Source organism: Pseudonocardia sediminis, from assembly GCF_004217185.1.
Lineage (GTDB): Bacteria > Actinomycetota > Actinomycetes > Mycobacteriales > Pseudonocardiaceae > Pseudonocardia > Pseudonocardia sediminis.
The window spans coordinates 6,099,226-6,117,610 of sequence record NZ_SHKL01000001.1 but is presented as its reverse complement, the minus strand read 5'-3'; the positions used below and the strand labels follow the sequence as shown (position 1 = coordinate 6,117,610).

Sequence of the window (18,385 nt, the reverse complement as noted above, 5' to 3'; positions counted from 1 at the left end):
CCGACCAGGAGGACGCACGTGACTTCGGAGCCGACCCCGGCGACACCGCAGAACGGCCACATCACGGCCGAGGACCTGCGGATCGCCACGCTCGGTGCGGCGCGGATCACCTCGCCGCTCGCGCCACTGCTCGACGCCCGCCGCACCACCGAGCACTACGTCGACACCCACGACCGGGTGCTCCTCGACGACACCGCCGCCGGGCTCGAGGCGCGCGGCCTGCCGATCGGGGATCTGCCCGGCCTGGAGCCGTGCGGGCCGCGCCGTGAGATCTACTTCGACCCGTCGAAGACCCGTGCCGGGATCGTCACCTGCGGCGGGCTGTGCCCCGGTCTCAACGACGTGATCTCCGGCCTCGTCCGCACGCTGACCTACCACTACGGCGTCCGGCGGGTGGTCGGGTTCCGTAACGGCTACCAGGGCTTCATCTCCTCCTACGGGTACGACGTCGTCGAGCTGACCCCGGAGTCGGTGCGCGACATCCCGGTCGACGGCGGCACCGCGCTGGGCACCTCGCGCGGCCCGCAGGACCCCGAGGAGATCGTCGACGCCCTGGAGCAGACGCACCTCAACATCCTCTTCGTGATCGGCGGCGACGGGACGCTGCGCGGCGCGATGGAGATCGAGCGGGTGATCCGGGAGCGCAACCTGCGGATCGCCGTCGTCGGCATCCCGAAGACGATCGACAACGACATCCCCTACATCGACCAGAGCTTCGGCTTCCAGACGGCGTTCTCCCGGGCGTCGGAGTCGATCCGCGCGGTGACGGTGGAGGCCAAGTCGACGGCCAACGGCGTCGGGCTGGTCAAGCTGATGGGACGGCACTCCGGCTTCATCGCCTGCTACGCCTCGCTGGTCCGCAGCGACGCCGACGCCGTCCTGATCCCGGAGGTCCCGTTCTCCCTCGACGGCGACACGGGCCTGCTCGCCCACCTGCACCGCCGCGTCGAACAACGGGGGCACGCCGTCGTCGTGGTGGCCGAGGGTGCCGGGCAGGAGCTGTTCGACTCCGACGGCGCCACCGACGCGTCCGGCAACGCGAGGCTCAGCGACGTCGGCCCGTACCTGCGGGAACGGATCGCCGAGTCGTTCGCCGAGGCCGGCACCGAGACGTCGCTGCGCTACATCGACCCGAGCTACGCGATCCGCAGCGTCCCGGCCAACCCCTACGACAGCGTCTACACCGTCCGGCTGTCCCAGGCCGCCGTACACGCGGCGATGTCCGGGCGCACGGCGATGGTCGTCGGGCGGGTGCGGCGCCGGTTCGTGCACATCCCGATGGCGCTCGCGGTCAGCCGTCGCAACCAGGTCGACCCGCACGGGGACCTGTGGATGGCGGTACTGGAGTCGACCGGTCAGCCCTGGCGTTTCGGGGGCTGAGCCACCGTTCCTTGACTGTGCCGCGACGGCACGGTGTCACCTGGGGTCCGGCTCACCACGAGAGGAAACTTCCATGGCACTCCCGGACATCATCACCGTCGAGGAGCTGTTCTCCCCGCCCGAGCGCGCGGGGGCGCGGATCTCCCCGGACGGGACCCGGATCGCCTACGTGGCACCGTGGAAGGACCGGCTCAACGTGTGGGTGCGCAGCGCCGACCCGGAAGCGTCCGGCCCGGCGTCCGACGCGCGGTGCGTGACCGCCGACGAGTCCCGCAGCGTGATCAGCTTCCACTGGACCGACGACCCGCGCTGGCTGCTCTACGTCCAGGACGCCGGTGGTGACGAGAACTGGCACCTGTACCGGATCGACCTCGACGACCCCGACGCACCCGCGGTCGACCTCACCCCGATCCCCGGGGTGCGGATGTGGGGGCTCGAGCAGCCCGCGCGCCGTCCGGGCAAGGCGGTCGTGCAGCTCAACACCCGGGAGCCCGGGGTCATCGACCTGCACGAGCTCGACATCGCCACCGGTGAGCTGACGATGCTGGCCCGCAACCCCGGGACCGTGAACACCTGGCTGACCGGCCCCGACGCCGAGCCGTTCGCCTACGGCCTGACCGATAGCGGCGACATCGAGCTGTCGCGCCTGGACACCGAGACCGGGACGCTCGAGACCGTCGTGACCTACGACGGGTCCGACCACCCGCTCGGCATCTCGCCGATGCAGGTGACCCCGGACGGGACCGGGATCTGGCTGGGCTCCAACCGGGGCACCGACCGGACCCGCCTGGTCCGCCTCGACCTGGCCACCGGCGAGGAGGTCGAGGTCGACAGCCACCCGACTTTCGACCTCGTGCCGGGACCGGCGACGCCACTGATCGAGCACCCGCGCACGGGTGAGCTGCTCGGCGTGCGCTACGTCGGGGAGCGCCAGGTGGTCCACGCCGTGGACCCACACTTCGCGGACGTGCTGGAGAAGCTGCGGACGCTCTCGGACGGCGACCTGGGCCCGGTGTCCTGCGACGACGCCGGGCAGCGCTGGGTCGTCTCGTTCGTCCATGACCGCGAGCCCTTCGCCACCTGGCTCTACGACCACGCCACCGGTGACGCGCGCCTACTGTTCCTGCCGTTCCCGCACCTGGACCCCGGGGCGCTCGCCCCCATGGAGCCGGTGACGATCACCGCCCGGGACGGGCTGAGCCTGCCCGCCTACCTGACGCTGCCGGTGGGGATCGAGCCCACCGGCCTGCCGCTGGTCCTCAACGTCCACGGCGGCCCGTGGATGCGCGAGAGCTGGGGGTTCGACCCGTTCACCCAGCTCATGGCCAACCGCGGGCACGCCGTGCTGACGGTGAACTTCCGCGGCTCGACCGGCTACGGCAAGGCCCACACGAAGGCCGCGATCGGCGAGTTCGCCGGCGCGATGCACGACGACCTGATCGACGCCGTCGACTGGGCCGTGGAGCAGGGCTACGCCGACCGGGACCGGGTCGGGATCTACGGCGGTTCCTACGGCGGCTACGCCGCGCTGGTCGGCGTCACGTTCACCCCGGACGTGTTCGCCGCCGCGATCGACTACTGCGGCATCTCCGACCTGGCGAACTTCATGCGGACCATGCCGCCCGCGGTGCGGGCGATGATGGCCAACAACTGGTACCGCTACGTCGGCGACCCGGCCGATCCGGCTCAGGAGGCCGACATGGCGGCCCGCTCACCGATCAGCCGGGTGGAGCAGATCCGCACACCGCTGATGGTGGCCCAGGGCGCCAACGACGTCCGGGTCGTGCAGGCGGAGTCGGACAACATCGTCGCCGCGCTGCGCAGCCGGGGCGTCGAGGTCGAGTACCTGGTCAAGGACGACGAGGGGCACGGGTTCCTGAACCCGGAGAACCAGATCGACCTCTACCGGGTGGCCGAGCGCTTCCTCGTCCGGCACCTGGGCGGGCGGGGCGCCTAGTTGAGGTGCGCGCGGAGCTGCTTGGCCTCGACCTTGACCTCCTCGAGCACCTCGACGCCGGCGCGGGCGCCGCGCCCGGGCCCGTCCGCCCAGGACTCCAGCAGGCGGGCGGCCTCGTCCCAGCGGGCCTGCGCCCCGAGGACCTTGCCCAGCTCGCGGACGAGCTCCGCGCCCTCGTGGCGCAGCCCGAGGCGCATCCGCAGGACCCACTCCAGGTTCGTGTGGTCGTTCTTGGCGCGGTAGACCCCGCGCAGGTTCTCCAGCATCCGGGCGAGGATCTGCCGCGTCGACACCCGCGGCAGCAGGCTCGGGCCGAACGGCGCGTCGGAGGCGCCGGTGGACTCGCGGAACAGGATCTCGCACCCGGCCTGGTCGAGGCGCCGGCCGCCGTCGAACACGTCGATGTAGCGCTGGGTGTCCGGGACCCGGACCAGGAAGTGCCCGGGCATGCCGACACCCTCCAGGTCGATGCCGGCGCGGCGGCCCACCTCGATCGTCACCACGGCGAGGGTGATCGGGATGCCGGTACGGCGCTCCAGGACGTCGAAGAGCAGGGAGTTGCGCGGGTCGTAGTAGTCACCGGAGTTGCCGGTGTAGCCCTCGGCGACGAACAGGCGCGCGACCAGGCCGTCCAGGTCGGTGACGCCGTCGGCGAGGCGGTCCAGCTCGGCCAGGCCGGCCTGCGGGTCGCGGTCCGGGTCCGCGCCGGCGGCGATGGCCAGGGCCGCCCGGTCCAGCGCGGGCTCCGGGCCGGTCACCAGGTTCAGAAACCGTGCGACGGGGTCCATGACCCCATCCTCGCCGGTCGCCGGGGCCCGGGTCGAGCCGGACGTTCAGCCGGGCCGGTGCGACGGCCGCCGGTCCAGCACCCGGCGGGCCTTGAACGTCTGGGGTTCGTGGGTACCCGGGGGCACGAGACGGACCGGCACCCGGACCGTCACCGCGGCCCTGATCCGCTCCTCCAGCTCGACGCCGAGCGCGGCGTGCCGCTCGGCCGGGAGGTCGGACGCCGGCTCGACCTCGACGGTCAGCTCGTCCAGCGCCGCCGGTCGCTCGACCAGCAGCCGGAACTCGGTGCCCGCACCCGGTGTCGCGCGGATCGCCGACTCCACCGCGGACGGGTACACGTTCGCGCCGCGGATCACCAGCATGTCGTCGAGGCGGCCGTAGACGCCGTGCGGCAGTTTCGGGTACGTCCGCCCGCAGCGGCACCCGGAGTCGTCGAGCACGCCTTCGTCGCCCATCCAGAACCGGATCATCGGCTGGGAGTCCCGCCAGAGATGTGTGGCCACGGTCGCACCGGACGTGCCCGGCGGGACGGGCGTGTTCGGGTCGTCGCGGTGCACGATCTCGGTGTAGTTCTCGTCGGTGAACAGGTGCACCCCGCCGCCGGGGTCGTCGAGGCAGCCGATGTTGGTCAGGAACGGGTACATCTCCGACGTCGACCCGGCCGCACCGTCCACCACGTCCGCTCCGCCCCACGCCGCGTCCAGGGTGGACCGCACCGACGGGATGGACCCGCCCGGCTCCCCTCCGACCAGTGCCAGCGACACGCTCGACGCCGCCGGGTCGATCCCGAGCTCCGGTGCCCGCCCGGCCAGGTGCAGCAGGTAGGACGGCGTCGCGACCAGCCCGTCGCAGCCCAGCCGGGTCAGCAGCTCGAGCTGGCGGTCGGTGGGCACCATCGCCCCGGTCGGGAACACGCACGCACCGATCAGCTCGAACGCCTGCACGTTGCCCCAGCCCCCGAAGAACAGCGAGAACGGGAACGTCACCTGCACGACGTCGTCCGGTCGGAACCCGGCGCACCACAAACCGGCCGCCGAGGCCTGCCCGGCGCGCGCCCAGTCCGCGCCCGAGACACCGTAGGTGGTGGGGGTGCCGGTGGTGCCCGACGAGCCGTGGATCCGGCCCAGCTCGGCCCGGGACACCCCGAGGTAGCTGCCGAACGGCGGGTGCTCCGCCTGGTCGGCGACCAGCATCGACTTGGTGACGACCGGGACCTTCTCGGTGAAGTCGGCGAGGCTGCGGACCTGGTCGGGGTGGAAGCCGTGGGCGTCGTAGTGCCGTCGGTAGAACGGCAGCCGGTGGTAGGCGTAGGAGAGCTGGTGCCGGACCCGGTCGAGGATCACCGCCTCCCGCTCCGCCGCGGGGAGCGTCTCCCGCTCCTCGTCCCAGAAGCGCCGGTACCCGGCGAGGCGGTCCGCACGGCTGCGACGGGTGGATCCGACGGCGGTCACCGGGCCTCCTCGCGTCCCGGTACGACGGCGACCGGTGACGGCGATCACTCAATCAGACACCGGTGCCGTCACTCAACGGTGCCGTCACCCGAGGCTGCAGGGACGCGACGGGATCGGAGCGGGGGACGGCTCAGGGCGGTGTCATGAGGACCCGCACGACGGTCCCGGCCGGGCAGTCCGGGTCGTCGTCGGCCGTCCAGACCTGCAGGACGTCGGTCAGCTCGGAGGCCAGCCACAGCCCGCGGCCGCGGACCCCGGCCGGCGGCGGGGCGAGCATCCCGGGGAACGGCAGCCGGGTGCGACCGGAGTCGGCGACCTCGCCGGTCAGCCCCTCCGGCCCGCGCCACAGGCGCAGCCGGGGCAGACCCGAGCCGTGCTCGACGCCGTTGGTGGCGATCTCGTTCAGGGCCAGGACCAGGTCCGACGTCCGGGACGGGCCCAGGCCGCTCAGCGTCGCCTCGGTGTGCACGGTCCGGCGCAGCGTGCCCAGTGCCGCCAGGTCGACGTCCATCTCGAACAGCGGCTCGCCGAGGTCGGCGGGAGGTGCCTGGGGGTGCTCGGCGAGCAGGTCGCGGGGGTCGCGGCGCGACGTGCTGGGTACCTCACCGCCGTCGACGAGCAGTGCGTCGTGCAGTGTCGCGGCCACGTCACGGGCACCGGGCCGGTCCGGGAAGCAGCACAGCATCGTGACGGGCAGCCCGTCGAGGACCCGGTCCAGCGCGACGTCGAGACGCGTCCAGTACCCCGGGTCGGTGACGGGCAGCGTGTCGATGTGCTGTCCGACCGTGGTCATCCGCGTCCCGTCGCGACCGGTGGCCTCGCGCGCGATCCGCGCCCAGCGGGTGGCCACGGTGAACGCCGGGGCGCTGTGCATGTCCTCGGGGGTGCGGAACTCGACGCCGGCGTCGGCGCCGAGCGTGCGGTCCAGCTCCGCGCGGCAGCCCGGGTCGACGACGGCGAGCGCGCGGTCACCCCGCTCCAGTGCCTCGCGCAGCGGCGCCGACAGCACCTCGGCCTGGTGGCCGGTGTCGGCGAACGGGACAGCGCGGTGCACGGTGCCCGCGGGAACGGCGGTCACGCCGCGCCCGCCGGTGGCACCGGGGACTGAGACATCGTCTCGATCAGACCTTCCCCACGACTCCGTTCGCGGACCGGCCGGGTCGGGCCGATCCGGTGATGACCTTAGTCCGGCCGTCGCCCCGCCGCCGATCCTGTCCCGCGCCCCGGCGTGCGGCTCGTGGCCCGCTCGGTGACGTCGTGTGTGGCAGGGTGATCGGCGCAGGCGGACACGGATGAACGAGGAGAGCTGGGATGCGCGTCTTCAACGGGGTCGACGAGCTGCGTGCGGCGAAGGGTTCCGAGGTCGGGACCTCGGAGTGGCACGCCGTCGAGCAGGACAGGGTGAACCAGTTCGCCGACGCCACCGACGACCACCAGTGGATCCACGTCGACCCCGAGAAGGCCAAGGACGGCCCGTTCGGGACGACGATCGCGCACGGCTTCCTGAGCCTGTCGCTGCTCCCGCTGCTGGTGCACGAGGTGTACAAGGTGGAGGGCGTCAAGATGGGCGTCAACTACGGGCTGAACAAGGTCCGCTTCACCTCGCCGCTGCCGGTCGGCAGCCGGGTGCGCGCCTCCGTCGAGCTCACCGACGTGTCCGACATCGAGGGCGGGGTGCAGATCACCCAGAAGGTCGTCGTGGAGATCGAGGGCTCGGAGCGGCCCGCGCTGGTCGCCGAGTGGCTGACCCGCCAGTACGTCTAGACCGAGAGGACATCTGCGTTGAGCAGCACACGAGAAGCCGTCATCTGCGAGCCGCTGCGGACGCCGGTCGGTGGTTTCGGCGGTTCCCTGCGTGACGTGCCGGCCCACACCCTGGCCTCCACGGTGATCACCGCGCTGCTCGAGCGCACCGGGCTGCCCGGCGACGCGGTCGACGACGTGCTGCTCGGGCACTGCTACCCCTCGATGGACGCCCCCGCGATCGGCCGCGTCGCCGCACTCGACGCCGGGTTGCCGGTGACCGCGTCCGGGCTGCAGATCGACCGCCGCTGCGGGTCCGGGCTCCAGGCCGTGCTGTACGCGGCGATGCAGGTCCAGACCGGGGCGTCGGAGGTCGTGCTGGCCGGGGGCGCGGAGTCGATGTCGAACGCCTCGTTCTACTCCACCGCGATGCGCTGGGGCGTCAAGGGCGGCCCCGGGGTCATGCTCAACGACTCCCTGGCCCGCGGCCGGGTCACCGCGGGCGGGGTGAACCACCCGGTGCCGGGCGGGATGCTCGAGACCGCCGAGAACGTGCGCCGCGACTACGCGATCGGGCGCGCCGAGCAGGACGAGTACGCCGTGCGGTCGCACCTGCGGGCCGCCGCCGCGCAGGAGGCCGGCCGGTTCGCCGACGAGCTCGTGCCGGTCACGGTGAAGGGCCGCAAGTCCGACACCGTCGTCGACGCCGACGAGCACATCCGCCCGGACTCGAACGTGGAGAAGCTCTCGACCCTGCGCCCGATCCTGGGCAAGGACGACCCGGACGCCACCGTCACCGCCGGCAACGCCTCCGGCCAGAACGACGGCGCCGCGGTGTGCATCGTGACCAGCCCGGACAAGGCCGCCGAGCTGGGCCTGCGGCCGCTGGCGCGCCTGGTGTCCTGGGGCATCGGCGGGGTCCCGCCGAAGACGATGGGCATCGGCCCGGTCCCGGCCACCGCGAAGGCCCTCGCCGCCGCGGGGCTGGAGCTGGCCGACATCGACCTGATCGAGCTCAACGAGGCCTTCGCCTCCCAGGTCCTCGGGGTGACGCGGGAGTGGAAGTTCACCGACGCCGACTTCGAGCGCACCAACGTCAACGGCTCCGGGATCTCCCTCGGACACCCCGTCGGGGCGACCGGCGGGCGGATCCTGGCGACCCTGACCCGGGAGATGGTCCGCCGGGACGCCCGCTACGGGCTGGAGACGATGTGCATCGGCGGCGGTCAGGGCCTCGCCGCGATCTTCGAGAAGGTCTGAGAAGGACCTGCGAAACGGGCGGGCCCGCCGCTGCAGATCACAGCGGCGGGCCTGTCCGGAAGGTCGGGGTGGGACTCAGTGCCCGTGGCCCACGAGCGGGCCCTCACCCTTCTCGGCGGCGTCCTTGGCGCGCTGCCAGGACACCTTGATCTCCTTCTCGGCGTCGGCACGGCCGACCCAGGTGGCGCCCTCGACGCTCTTGCCGGGCTCGAGCGTCTTGTAGATCTCGAAGAAGTGCTGGATCTCCGCGCGGTCGAACTCCGCCATGTGGTGGATGTCGCGCAGGTGCTCCTGGCGGGGGTCGTCGGTCGGGACGCAGAGGACCTTGTCGTCGCCGCCCTTCTCGTCCTTCATCCGGAACATGCCGATCGCCCGCGCGCGGATCAGGCAGCCCGGGAACGTGGGCTCCTGCACCAGGACCAGGCAGTCCAGCGGGTCGCCGTCCTCACCGAGGGTCTCCTCGATGAAGCCGTAGTCGGCGGGGTACTGGGTGGCCGTGAACAGGGTGCGATCCAGCTTGATGCGGCCGGTCACATGATCGAGTTCGTACTTGTTGCGGCCACCCTTGGGAATCTCGATGGTGACGTCGAAGTCCACGATTCGTTGCTCCTGTCGGGAGGTCGGTTCGCGCCTCACCCGACCGGTGACGGTCGGGAGGGCGGCGGCGGTGCTTCCCCTAGTGTGATGGACCGTGGACGCGCCGGTGCAGACCGGTCGCACAGAGCCCGCATTTCGGGCAGCTGCGTCGTACCGGCACCGCCAGGTGCCCGGGCGGGAGCCGCGGGTCCACGACGACGAGGAGGCGGGCAGGGTGGGACGCAGGCATCGCCGTCCGAGCGGGCCGATCGGTGGCTGGCGCGAACGGGGAACCCGCCGGGTCGCCGTGATCGCCGTCGTCGTGGCGGTGCTCGCCGGGCTTTTCGGCGCCGTCGCGCTGGCCAGCCCGACCACGCGGGCACAGCTGGGCCTCGGGGCGCCGGCGGCGTCGGCCTACCCGCCGGTGCCGATCCCGGAGCTGGGCCCGCTCGCCCCGACCGCGCCGGTCCCGACCCGGTCGGGCCTGGACAAGGTGCTCGCCGGACCGGCCTCGGCCCCCGAGCTGGGCAACCTCTCGGGCGTGGTGCTGGACTCCTCGGCCCCGCGCGGGTCCGCCCCGCTGTGGCAGCGGGGGCAGAACGAGGGCATGGTCCCCGGCTCGGTCACCAAGCTGCTGACGGCCGCGGCGACGCTGCTGAGCCTCAACCCGACCGACCGTCTCGCGACGACGGTCGTTCCCGGGCCGACGCCGGACTCGGTCGTCCTCGTCGGCGGCGGTGACCCGTCGCTGACCGCGCTGCCGGTCGGCAAGAACTCGGTCTACCCGGAGCCGGCCCGGATCGACGACCTCGCCGAGCAGGTCAAGAAGGCCGTCGGCCGTCCGATCACCACGGTCTACACGGACACGAGCCTGTGGACGGGCCCGGAGCTGGCGCGCAGCTGGGACCCGGCGGACGTCGGCACCGGTGACGTCGCCCCGATGACCGCCCTGATGCTCGACGGCGGCCGCACCGACCCGACCATCCAGGACGGGCCCCGCTCGGACGACCCGGCCGCCGCGGCCGGGAAGGCGTTCGCCGACGCGGTCGGGGCGCAGAACGTCGAGCCCGGCCGTGCGGCGGCGAACTCCCCGACCCTGGGTAGCGTCTCCTCCCCGCCGATCGCCAGCCTGATCGAGTACATGCTCACCGCCTCGGACAACGTCACCGCGGAGGCGATGGCCCGTCAGGTGGCGATCTCGCGGCAGGGCGACCCGTCCTTCGACGGGGCGGCCAAGGAGGTCTCCGCCGCGCTGTCGCAGGCCGGTTACGCCACCTCGGGCCTGGTGCTCAACGACGGCAGCGGCCTGTCCCCGGACAACCGGATCACCACCTCGTTGCTCGGGTCCGTCCTGGCCTCGGCGTCGGCGGTCTCGCAGAACCCGAACGACGTGCAGTACCTGCGCCCGATCCTCACCGGGCTGCCGGTCGCCGGTGGCGGCGGGACGCTGGCCGACCGGTTCACCGACGGCCGCTCGATCGCCGGCCGCGGCGTCGTCCGGGCCAAGACGGGCACCCTGAGCGGCGCGTCCAGCCTGGCCGGCGTCGTCAGCGACGTCGACGGACGGCTCCTGGTGTTCGCCTTCATCTCCAACGGCACCTCCCCGGCCGACGCCCGCCCGAAGCTGGACGCGATCGCGGCGGCGTTGAGCCGCTGCGGATGTCGTAGCTGAACCGCTCGTCCGGGCCCGTCGCCGGTCTCCCCGGCGCGGGTAGCGTGAGGCGGATGGACAACGCGACGAGCCCGGCCGCGGCGACCCGATCCGGTGTCGTCCCGGCCGGCGGGGCCGATCTCGACCACGGCCTCCCGGTGAACTGGTCGCTGGCCAAGGGCACGGCCGCCCGCCTGATGGCCGCAGGCCCGCAGACCTCCCCGTCGGTCGCCGCCGAGCTCGTCGCCCGGCTGCGGACGGACTCGGCCACCGCCGAGGGCCACGTCCGGGAGACCACCGGGCTCGGCGCCGGACTCCCGCTGCTGCCCGCCGACGTGCTGGACCGCCCGGCCTGGGCGCACGCCGCCCTGGACGGCATGAAGGCCCTCACCGCGGGCGCCACGCTGCCGCACACCCCGAAGCTGGCCCGCGCCGTCACCGGGACGACGGCGGGTGCGCAGGTCGGCGCGCTGCTGGCCTACCTCGGCGCGCGGGTGCTCGGGCAGTACGACCCGTTCGGCGGCCCGGACGGCGCCGGCCGGCTGATCCTGGTCGCGCCCAACATCTACGCCGCCCAGCAGTCGCTCGGCGTCGACAGCGAGGACTTCGCGCTCTGGGTGTGCCTGCACGAGGCCACCCACCGCCTGCAGTTCACCGCCGTGCCGTGGTTGCGCGACTACTTCTCCGACCAGGTAGGGCAGCTGCTCTCGATCCGGGAGCCGGATGCGGCGAAGCTGGCCCGGCTGCCGGAGGCGATCCGCTCGATGCGCGGCACCGGAGGCGACCCGCTGGCGCTGGTCGAGCTCCTGCAGGGCCCGGAGCAGAAGGCCGTCCTGGACCGCCTGCTCGCCCTGACCACGCTGCTGGAGGGCCACGCCGACCACGTGATGGACGCCGTCGGGCCGCGGGTGGTGCCCAGCGTCGACGTCATCCGCGAGCGCTTCACCGCCCGTCGTCGCGGGGGCGGGATCATCGACCGCCTGCTGCGCACCCTGCTCGGGGTCGAGGCGAAGATGCGCCAGTACGCCGTCGGCGCGGCGTTCGTCCGGCACGTCGAGGGCGAGATCGGGATGGCCGGGTTCAACCGGGTCTGGGAGTCCCCGGAGACCCTGCCCCTCCGCGCCGAGCTGGACGCGCCGCAGGACTGGCTGCGCCGGGTCGCCTGAGCCTCGCCGTCGTCGTGAGCCCGCCGTCCGCCGCCGTGCCGTCCGCGGGCCCGTGGTCGGCGACGCCCGCCCCTCATGATCGATCCGTGTGTGACGATCGGTGCCATGGGTGGCACCGATGTGCCCACACTCATCGATCATGAGCGCGGCTCTCGGCCCGGCGTCCCGCCAGGTGCGGGTCGCCGTGCGTGAGGCACTCGACCGGCTGCCGCCCGAGGCCCGGGTCGCACCGCCGGTCATCGCCTGCTCCGGGGGCGCCGACTCCACGGCGCTGCTCGACGCCGTCGCGGCGCTGGCCCCGGCCGGCGTGCACGCGGTGATCGTCGACCACGGGCTGCAGGACGGGTCGGCGGAGCGCTCGGCGGCGCTGGCCGCGACGTTCGGGGCCTGCGGGGTGCGAGCGCGCGTCTGCACCGTGCGGGTCGAGGGCGCCGGCGGACCGGAGGCCGCGGCGCGCCGGGCCCGTTATGAGGCCCTGCGCGCCGCCCGCCCGCACCCGGACTCGCCGGTCCTGCTCGGGCACACCCTCGACGACCAGGCCGAGACGGTGCTGCTCGGCCTGGGCCGCGGCTCCGGCGCCCGCTCGCTGGCCGGTATGCGGGAGTGGAGCGACCCGTGGCTGCGACCGCTGCTCGGGACACGACGGGCCGTCACCGAGGCCGCGTGCGCCGAGGCCGGCCGCCAGCCCTGGCAGGACCCGCACAACGCCGAGGACCGCTTCACCCGCGTCCGGATCCGCCGCGAGGCGCTCCCGCTGCTCGACGACGTCCTCGCCGGCGGCGTCGCCCCGGCGCTGGCCCGGACCGCGGCCCAGCTCCGTGAGGACGACGACGCGCTGAGCGTCTGGGCGGAGCTGGTCCGCGCCGAGGCGGAGGACCGGGTCCGGACCGAGGCGGAGGACCGGCTCGGCACCGGGGCAGCGGACGGTGATCACGTGGGGGCACCCGCGTCACCACCGCTCGGCGCCGCGGCCGATCCGTCCGGTGATTCCGGTGACACCGCCGGTCGCGGACGGACGACGCAGGGGGCGGCCGACGACGGCACCGGCCCGGACGGCCCGGCGCTGCGGGTGGGCCCGCTGGTGGGCGTCCCGGCCGCCGTACGACGCCGGGTCCTGCGGGAATGGTTGCGCGAGAACGGGGTACGGGCCCTGACCGATGATCATCTACGCGCCGCCGACGACCTCGTCGGGCGGTGGCGGGGACAGGGCGGACCGGCCCTGGGCGGCGGCTTGGACCTCGTCCGCGCACGTGGCAGGCTCGTGCTGCGACGCCACGTCCGGGGCGGAGCGGGGCACTGACGTCGATCGGGGTGGGTCACCCCGGACGGCGGCCACCGTGGACCGGGCGCCGACGAGGGGACGACGCTTGTACGACGAGGACATCTCCTCGGTCCTGGTCACCGAGGAGCAGGTCCGGACGAAGATCGCCGAGATCGCCGAGCAGGTGGCCGCGGACTACAGCGAGCAGTGCGGCGAGCGATCGGGTCGCGAGACCGACCTGGTCCTGATCGGGGTGCTGAAGGGCGCGGTCATGTTCATGACCGACTTCGCCCGTGCCCTCCCGGTGCCGGTGCAGCTCGAGTTCATGGCGGTCAGCTCGTACGGCTCGTCCACGTCGTCGTCCGGCGTGGTGCGGATCCTCAAGGACCTCGACCGCGACATCGCGGGCCGGCACGTCCTGATCGTCGAGGACATCATCGACTCCGGGCTCACGCTGAACTGGCTGATGAACAACCTGCAGGCCCGCTCGCCCGCCTCGCTGGAGGTGGTGACGCTGCTGCGCAAGCCGGACGCGATCAAGGTCGACGTCCCGGTCAAGTACGTCGGCTTCGACATCCCGAACGAGTTCGTCGTCGGCTACGGGCTCGACTACGCCGAGCGCTACCGCGACCTGCCCTACATCGGGACGCTGTCCCCGACGGTCTACGCCTGAGCGACCGTCTGACGGTCCGTCTCGTCCGCGGGATCAGTTCCCGGCCGCGACCGGTGGTCCGGCCGGGGGCGCCAGGTCGGTGGGGGCGACACCGGCCGGCGCCGGTGTGAACGGCTCCGTCCCGGCGGCCAGCGCGAGGTCGGGCAGCCCGCCGTTGCGGCGGGCGTAGTCCAGGGCCCTCGCGAGGTCGGTGTACTCGATGCTCTCCCGCTCCCCGCCGACGTTCAGGCTCGACAGCAGCCCGACCGCGCGTCCGGCCTCGTCGAGCAGCGGGGCCCCGGACTCGCCGGGCACGCCCCGCGCCACCGTGTAGACGGTGTGTCCCCACCCGCCGCCGACGTCCTCGCCGCCGGTGCCGGCGCGCGGGCGCAACGTCCGCGTCCCGGCGCCCATGCTCGTTCCGCCTGCGCTCCTCTCGGGCGGCCCCTCCGGGTTGGCCAGCCCGAACACCGCGGCCCCCGGCTCCAGACCGCCGTCGTGCACCCCGCCCGGGCCGCCGAAGAACGGCACCGACGGGTTGGTCCGCGCCGCCGCGTCGGGCGGCAGCTCGACGAGCGCGAAGTCGTTGTAGGCGCAGGTGTCCGGGTCGGTCTCGCCGCGCTGCTGCATCGTCGTCCACGAGCTGTAGACCATCGTCCCGGTGACGGTCTCGCCGTTGCCCCGCACGGTGACCGGGGTGCCGGTCGGGACGGTGGAGGAGGTGCAGCCGTCGGTCTCGGTGTCGGCGCCGGTGCCCCCGCAGTGCGCGGCCTGCCCGAGGAGGACCTTCTCGCCGCTGGTGAACACGAAGCTCGACGTGCACAGCCCGGCGCCGGCCGTCTCGGTCACCGCACCCGGGCGGACGGCGGCCGACCCGGCCGGGGTCGCGGCCGGCGTGGTCAGGCCCAGCGGGTCGAACGGCGAGCGACGTCCGGTGAGTGTGGTCACACGGCCGTCGGCGGAGGCGGTCGTCGCGGCCGTGACGCCGCCGGACAGTGCCGGGACCTCGTAGAGCGCGGCCGACGTCCCGACCACGAACAGCCCCGCGGCCAGCAGCAACGCCGTCCGCAGGCGCCTCGACGAGGCCAGTGCCATGCCGCCCCCGTCCCGCCGTCGGTCGCCGACCGTGGTCCTGCGATCACCCGTGCGGAGAAGTTCCCACACCCGTGCTCCGGGGTGTGCGGCGGGACACCCTCTGCAGGGCAACGCCGGGCGTGATCCGCGGAACCCCGTGGCCGGGCCGGGCGTTGTGTGGTGGAACCGGTCGAACGGGCCGGGAACCGGCCAGGAGCACACCCGGCGCGCTCGACGTCGCAGGGAGCTATCCTGGCGGGTCAGAGCCGGTCGGTGTGTCGTGCGCCGGAAGTGATCGGCCGGTGAACCACTCTCGGGAAGGTGAAGGCCGCCCAGGCCGACGTTGCATGGACCGCAAGCGCCTCCTCCGCAATCCTCTGATCTGGATCCTCCTTGCGCTCCTGATCTATTTCGGGTTCAGCACGCTGTTCGACGACACCCGCGGCTTCACGCAGGTCCCGACGTCGACCGCGCTGGCCCAGATCTCCAGCGGCAACGTCACCGACGCCGTCGTGGAGGACAAGGAGCAGCGGCTGCGGCTGACGCTCCGGACCCCCGTCGACGGCGAGACCCAGATCATCACCCAGTACCCGGCGCAGTCCGCGGGTCAGATCTTCAGCTCGCTGCAGCAGGCCCAGGGCGGCCCGGAGTACAACACCGTCGTCCGGCAGGACTCGTTCCTGTCCACCCTGCTGATCACGATGATCCCGCTCGCCCTCCTGCTCCTGGTGCTGTTCTGGTTCATGAACAACTCCCAGGGCGGCGGCAACCGGGTGATGAGCTTCGGCAAGTCCAAGGCCAAGCAGCTGAACAAGGACATGCCCAAGACCACCTTCGGCGACGTCGCCGGCGCCCAGGAGGCGGTCGAGGAGCTCTACGAGATCAAGGACTTCCTGCAGAACCCGGGCCGCTACCAGGCCCTCGGCGCGAAGATCCCGAAGGGCGTGCTGCTCTACGGCCCGCCCGGAACCGGTAAGACGTTGCTCGCGCGGGCCGTGGCCGGCGAGGCGGGCGTGCCGTTCTACACGATCTCGGGCTCGGACTTCGTCGAGATGTTCGTCGGTGTCGGCGCGTCGCGTGTGCGTGACCTGTTCGAGCAGGCCAAGCAGAACAGCCCCTGCATCATCTTCGTCGACGAGATCGACGCGGTCGGCCGCCAGCGCGGCGCCGGCCTCGGCGGTGGCCATGACGAGCGCGAGCAGACGCTGAACCAGCTGCTCGTCGAGATGGACGGCTTCGACGCCCGCGGCGGGATCATCCTGATCGCCGCGACGAACCGTCCGGACATCCTGGACCCGGCGCTGCTGCGCCCGGGCCGCTTCGACCGCCAGATCCCGGTGGCCGCGCCCGACATGGCCGGCCGCAAGGCGATCCTCGGCGTGCACTCCAAGGGCAAGCCGTTCGACAACGACGTGGACTTCGACGGGCTGGCCAAGCGCACCGTCGGGATGTCCGGCGCCGACCTGGCCAACGTCATCAACGAGGCCGCGCTGCTCACCGCCCGCGAGAACGGCACGCTGATCAACGGGGCCGCGCTCGAGGAGTCGGTGGACCGCGTCGTCGGCGGGCCGCGCCGCAAGGGCAAGATCATCTCCGAGCAGGAGAAGAAGATCACCGCCTACCACGAGGGCGGGCACGCGCTGGCCGCGTGGGCGATGCCGGACCTGGAGCCGGTCTACAAGCTCACGATCCTGCCGCGCGGGCGTACCGGCGGGCACGCGCTCGTCGTCCCGGAGGACGACAAGGGCCTGATGACGCGCGCCGAGATGATCGCGCGCCTGGTGTTCGCGATGGGCGGGCGCTCGGCCGAGGAGCTGGTGTTCCACGAGCCGACGACCGGCGCGTCCTCGGACATCGACCAGGCGACGAAGATCGCCCGCGCGATGGTGACGGAGTACGGCATGAGCGCCAAGCTCGGCGCCGTGAAGTACGGCCGCGAGCAGGGCGACCCGTTCCTCGGACGCTCGATGGGCAACCAGGCGGACTACTCGCTGGAGGTCGCCCACGAGATCGACGAGGAGGTGCGCAAGCTGATCGAGGCCGCGCACACCGAGGCGTGGGAGATCCTCAACACCTACCGCGACGTGCTCGACGAGCTGGTGCTCGAGCTGCTGGAGAAGGAGACGCTCACCCGCAAGGACCTGACGCGGATCTTCGACTCGGTGGAGAAGCGCCCCCGGATCACCGCGTTCAACGACTTCGGTCAGCGCACCCCGTCGGACAAGCCGCCGATCCTGACCCCGGCCGAGCGCGCGCACGAGAACGGCGAGCCCTGGCCGCCGCAGACCGAGCCGGAGCGCGAGCCGACCCCGGTCGGCTCCTACCCCGGTGGCAGCAACGGCGCCGGCGGTCCCGGACCGGACGGCAGCTCGCCGGTCCCGACGCCCGGCACGGGACACCCGGGCCAGCAGGCCTACCCGTCCAACGGTGGCTCCGTGCCGCAGAACGGCGGTTACACGGCCGCGCCGCAGAACGGTGGCTACCCGGCGGCGCCGCCGAACGCGGTCGCGCCGAACTACGGGGCCCCGCCGAACTGGCGTCCGGCCACCACCCCGGCCGGCCAGACCTGGCCGCCGCCGAACTGGACCGAGCAGACCCCGCAGGGCCGGAACGGTCCCGCCCAGAACGGCCCGGCTCAGAACGGCCCGGCCCAGAACGGTCCCTGGTCCACTCCCGGGCAGCAGCCCGGAGGGAACGGCAACGGGAACGGGCAGGGACACGGCCCGTCCACCGAGCAGCAGCGTCCCGAGGACGGCGGCCCGAACCCGGAGGCAGGACGCTGAGTACGTCGTCCACCGACACGTCCCCCCTGCGCTCGGCGGCCGTCTCCGCCGGGGTCACCGAGGCCGTCCCGGCCGGGGTCGACCTCGAGCGGGCGGCGGCCGCGGTGCGGGAGCTGCTGATCGCCTGTGGCGAGGACCCGGACCGGGAGGGGCTCAAGGAGACCCCGGACCGGGTCGCGCGCGCCTACGGCGAGATCTTCGCCGGGTTGTACGTCGACCCGGACACGGTGCTGGAGAAGACGTTCGACGAGGGTCACGGCGAGCTCGTCCTCGTCCGTGACATCCCGATGTTCTCCACCTGCGAGCACCACCTGGTGCCCTTCCACGGGGTCGCGCACGTCGGCTACATCCCGGCCGTCGACGGGCAGGTCACCGGCCTGTCCAAGATCGCCCGGGTCGTCGACCTCTACGCCAAGCGCCCCCAGGTGCAGGAGCGGCTGACCGGGCAGATCGCGGACGCGCTGGTCCGCAAGCTCGACCCACGCGCCGTCATCGTCGTGCTCGACGCCGAGCACCTGTGCATGTCCATGCGCGGCATCCGCAAGCCGGGGTCGCGCACCACCACGTCGGCCGTGCGCGGGCTGTTCAAGAGCTCCGCGTCCTCGCGTGCGGAGGCGCTCTCGTTCATCCGGGGCGCCTGAC

Annotated in this window: 15 protein-coding genes; 10 read left to right on the top strand and 5 right to left on the bottom strand. The window is 73.1% G+C overall.

Translation table 11 applies throughout. The annotated features are described in order from the left end of the window. Positions 1 to 18: 18 nt before the first annotated feature. Together EV383_RS28625 and EV383_RS28620 are read left to right on the top strand one after the other, a co-directional pair. Positions 19 to 1,380 (top strand): ATP-dependent 6-phosphofructokinase, encoded by a 1,362-nt coding sequence (locus EV383_RS28625; RefSeq protein WP_242623352.1) that lies wholly within the window; start codon positions 19 to 21, stop codon positions 1,378 to 1,380. A 73-nt stretch (positions 1,381 to 1,453) separates the two neighbouring features. Then, a complete protein-coding gene (locus tag EV383_RS28620) occupies positions 1,454 to 3,337 on the top strand; it encodes a S9 family peptidase (RefSeq protein ID WP_130292954.1) in 1,884 nt (627 codons plus the stop codon). On the opposite strand, the gene EV383_RS28615 is transcribed toward EV383_RS28620, so the two are convergent. The 3 genes from EV383_RS28615 to EV383_RS28605 all read right to left on the bottom strand — a co-directional run bounded on the left by EV383_RS28615 (position 3,334) and on the right by EV383_RS28605 (position 6,655). After that, the gene (locus EV383_RS28615) at positions 3,334 to 4,125 is read right to left on the bottom strand and encodes a transglutaminase family protein (protein ID WP_130292953.1); all 792 of its coding nucleotides are present in this window, start codon (positions 4,123 to 4,125) and stop codon (positions 3,334 to 3,336) included. The two genes, EV383_RS28620 and EV383_RS28615, sit on opposite strands and share 4 nt — an antisense overlap. A gap of 45 nt (positions 4,126 to 4,170) precedes the next feature. Continuing rightward, positions 4,171 to 5,577, bottom strand: a complete 1,407-nt coding sequence (locus EV383_RS28610) for a phenylacetate--CoA ligase family protein (protein ID WP_130292952.1) — start codon at positions 5,575 to 5,577, stop codon at positions 4,171 to 4,173. Between the two features lie 130 nt (positions 5,578 to 5,707). Then, positions 5,708 to 6,655, bottom strand: coding sequence for an ATP-binding protein (locus tag EV383_RS28605; RefSeq protein ID WP_130292951.1), 948 nt, complete (start codon positions 6,653 to 6,655; stop codon positions 5,708 to 5,710). A gap of 233 nt (positions 6,656 to 6,888) precedes the next feature. Here EV383_RS28605 and EV383_RS28600 point away from each other — a divergent pair, with 233 nt between their 5' ends. Further along, positions 6,889 to 7,341, top strand: coding sequence for a MaoC family dehydratase (locus EV383_RS28600; RefSeq protein WP_130292950.1), 453 nt, complete (start codon positions 6,889 to 6,891; stop codon positions 7,339 to 7,341). A gap of 18 nt (positions 7,342 to 7,359) precedes the next feature. Then, positions 7,360 to 8,580 carry an acetyl-CoA C-acetyltransferase gene (locus EV383_RS28595; protein ID WP_130292949.1) on the top strand — a complete coding sequence of 407 codons (1,221 nt, stop codon included), beginning with the start codon at positions 7,360 to 7,362 and terminating at the stop codon, positions 8,578 to 8,580. Positions 8,581 to 8,655: 75 nt separating this feature from the next. Here the strand turns inward: EV383_RS28595 and EV383_RS28590 are convergent, their stop codons facing one another. Continuing rightward, positions 8,656 to 9,177 (bottom strand): inorganic diphosphatase, encoded by a 522-nt coding sequence (locus EV383_RS28590; RefSeq protein WP_130292948.1) that lies wholly within the window; start codon positions 9,175 to 9,177, stop codon positions 8,656 to 8,658. A gap of 214 nt (positions 9,178 to 9,391) precedes the next feature. Between EV383_RS28590 and dacB the strand changes: the two genes are divergently transcribed. The 4 genes from dacB to hpt all read left to right on the top strand — a co-directional run bounded on the left by dacB (position 9,392) and on the right by hpt (position 13,907). Next, the gene (dacB, locus tag EV383_RS28585; RefSeq protein ID WP_130292947.1) at positions 9,392 to 10,828 is read left to right on the top strand and encodes a D-alanyl-D-alanine carboxypeptidase/D-alanyl-D-alanine endopeptidase; all 1,437 of its coding nucleotides are present in this window, start codon (positions 9,392 to 9,394) and stop codon (positions 10,826 to 10,828) included. Between the two features lie 53 nt (positions 10,829 to 10,881). Then, on the top strand, positions 10,882 to 11,973 hold the full coding sequence (locus EV383_RS28580) for a zinc-dependent metalloprotease (RefSeq protein ID WP_130292945.1): 1,092 nt from the start codon (positions 10,882 to 10,884) through the stop codon (positions 11,971 to 11,973). 139 nt (positions 11,974 to 12,112) lie between these two features. Next, positions 12,113 to 13,273, top strand: coding sequence for a tRNA lysidine(34) synthetase TilS (gene tilS, locus EV383_RS32455; RefSeq protein ID WP_130292943.1), 1,161 nt, complete (start codon positions 12,113 to 12,115; stop codon positions 13,271 to 13,273). 67 nt (positions 13,274 to 13,340) lie between these two features. Next, entirely contained in the window at positions 13,341 to 13,907 is a 567-nt protein-coding gene (hpt, locus tag EV383_RS28570) for a hypoxanthine phosphoribosyltransferase (protein ID WP_130292941.1), read from the top strand. 33 nt (positions 13,908 to 13,940) lie between these two features. Here the strand turns inward: hpt and EV383_RS28565 are convergent, their stop codons facing one another. Next, entirely contained in the window at positions 13,941 to 14,981 is a 1,041-nt protein-coding gene (locus EV383_RS28565) for a serine protease (RefSeq protein WP_207223684.1), read from the bottom strand. A 326-nt stretch (positions 14,982 to 15,307) separates the two neighbouring features. Here EV383_RS28565 and ftsH point away from each other — a divergent pair, with 326 nt between their 5' ends. Then, on the top strand, positions 15,308 to 17,743 hold the full coding sequence (ftsH, locus tag EV383_RS28560; RefSeq protein WP_130292939.1) for an ATP-dependent zinc metalloprotease FtsH: 2,436 nt from the start codon (positions 15,308 to 15,310) through the stop codon (positions 17,741 to 17,743). A 26-nt stretch (positions 17,744 to 17,769) separates the two neighbouring features. Next, the gene (gene folE / locus EV383_RS28555) at positions 17,770 to 18,384 is read left to right on the top strand and encodes a GTP cyclohydrolase I FolE (RefSeq protein ID WP_130295164.1); all 615 of its coding nucleotides are present in this window, start codon (positions 17,770 to 17,772) and stop codon (positions 18,382 to 18,384) included. Position 18,385 lies beyond the last annotated feature (1 nt).

Excerpts from the sequence above, each read along its gene's own strand:
- ftsH (WP_130292939.1), top strand. The coding sequence starts at position 15,308 with ATGGACCGCAAGCGCCTCCTCCGCAATCCTCTGATCTGGATCCTCCTT.
- EV383_RS28615 (WP_130292953.1), bottom strand. The coding sequence starts at position 4,125 with ATGGACCCCGTCGCACGGTTTCTGAACCTGGTGACCGGCCCGGAGCCC.
- EV383_RS28565 (WP_207223684.1), bottom strand. The coding sequence starts at position 14,981 with ATGGCACTGGCCTCGTCGAGGCGCCTGCGGACGGCGTTGCTGCTGGCC.
- EV383_RS28620 (WP_130292954.1), top strand. The coding sequence starts at position 1,454 with ATGGCACTCCCGGACATCATCACCGTCGAGGAGCTGTTCTCCCCGCCC.
- tilS (WP_130292943.1), top strand. The coding sequence starts at position 12,113 with ATGAGCGCGGCTCTCGGCCCGGCGTCCCGCCAGGTGCGGGTCGCCGTG.
- EV383_RS28600 (WP_130292950.1), top strand. The coding sequence starts at position 6,889 with ATGCGCGTCTTCAACGGGGTCGACGAGCTGCGTGCGGCGAAGGGTTCC.
- EV383_RS28580 (WP_130292945.1), top strand. The coding sequence starts at position 10,882 with ATGGACAACGCGACGAGCCCGGCCGCGGCGACCCGATCCGGTGTCGTC.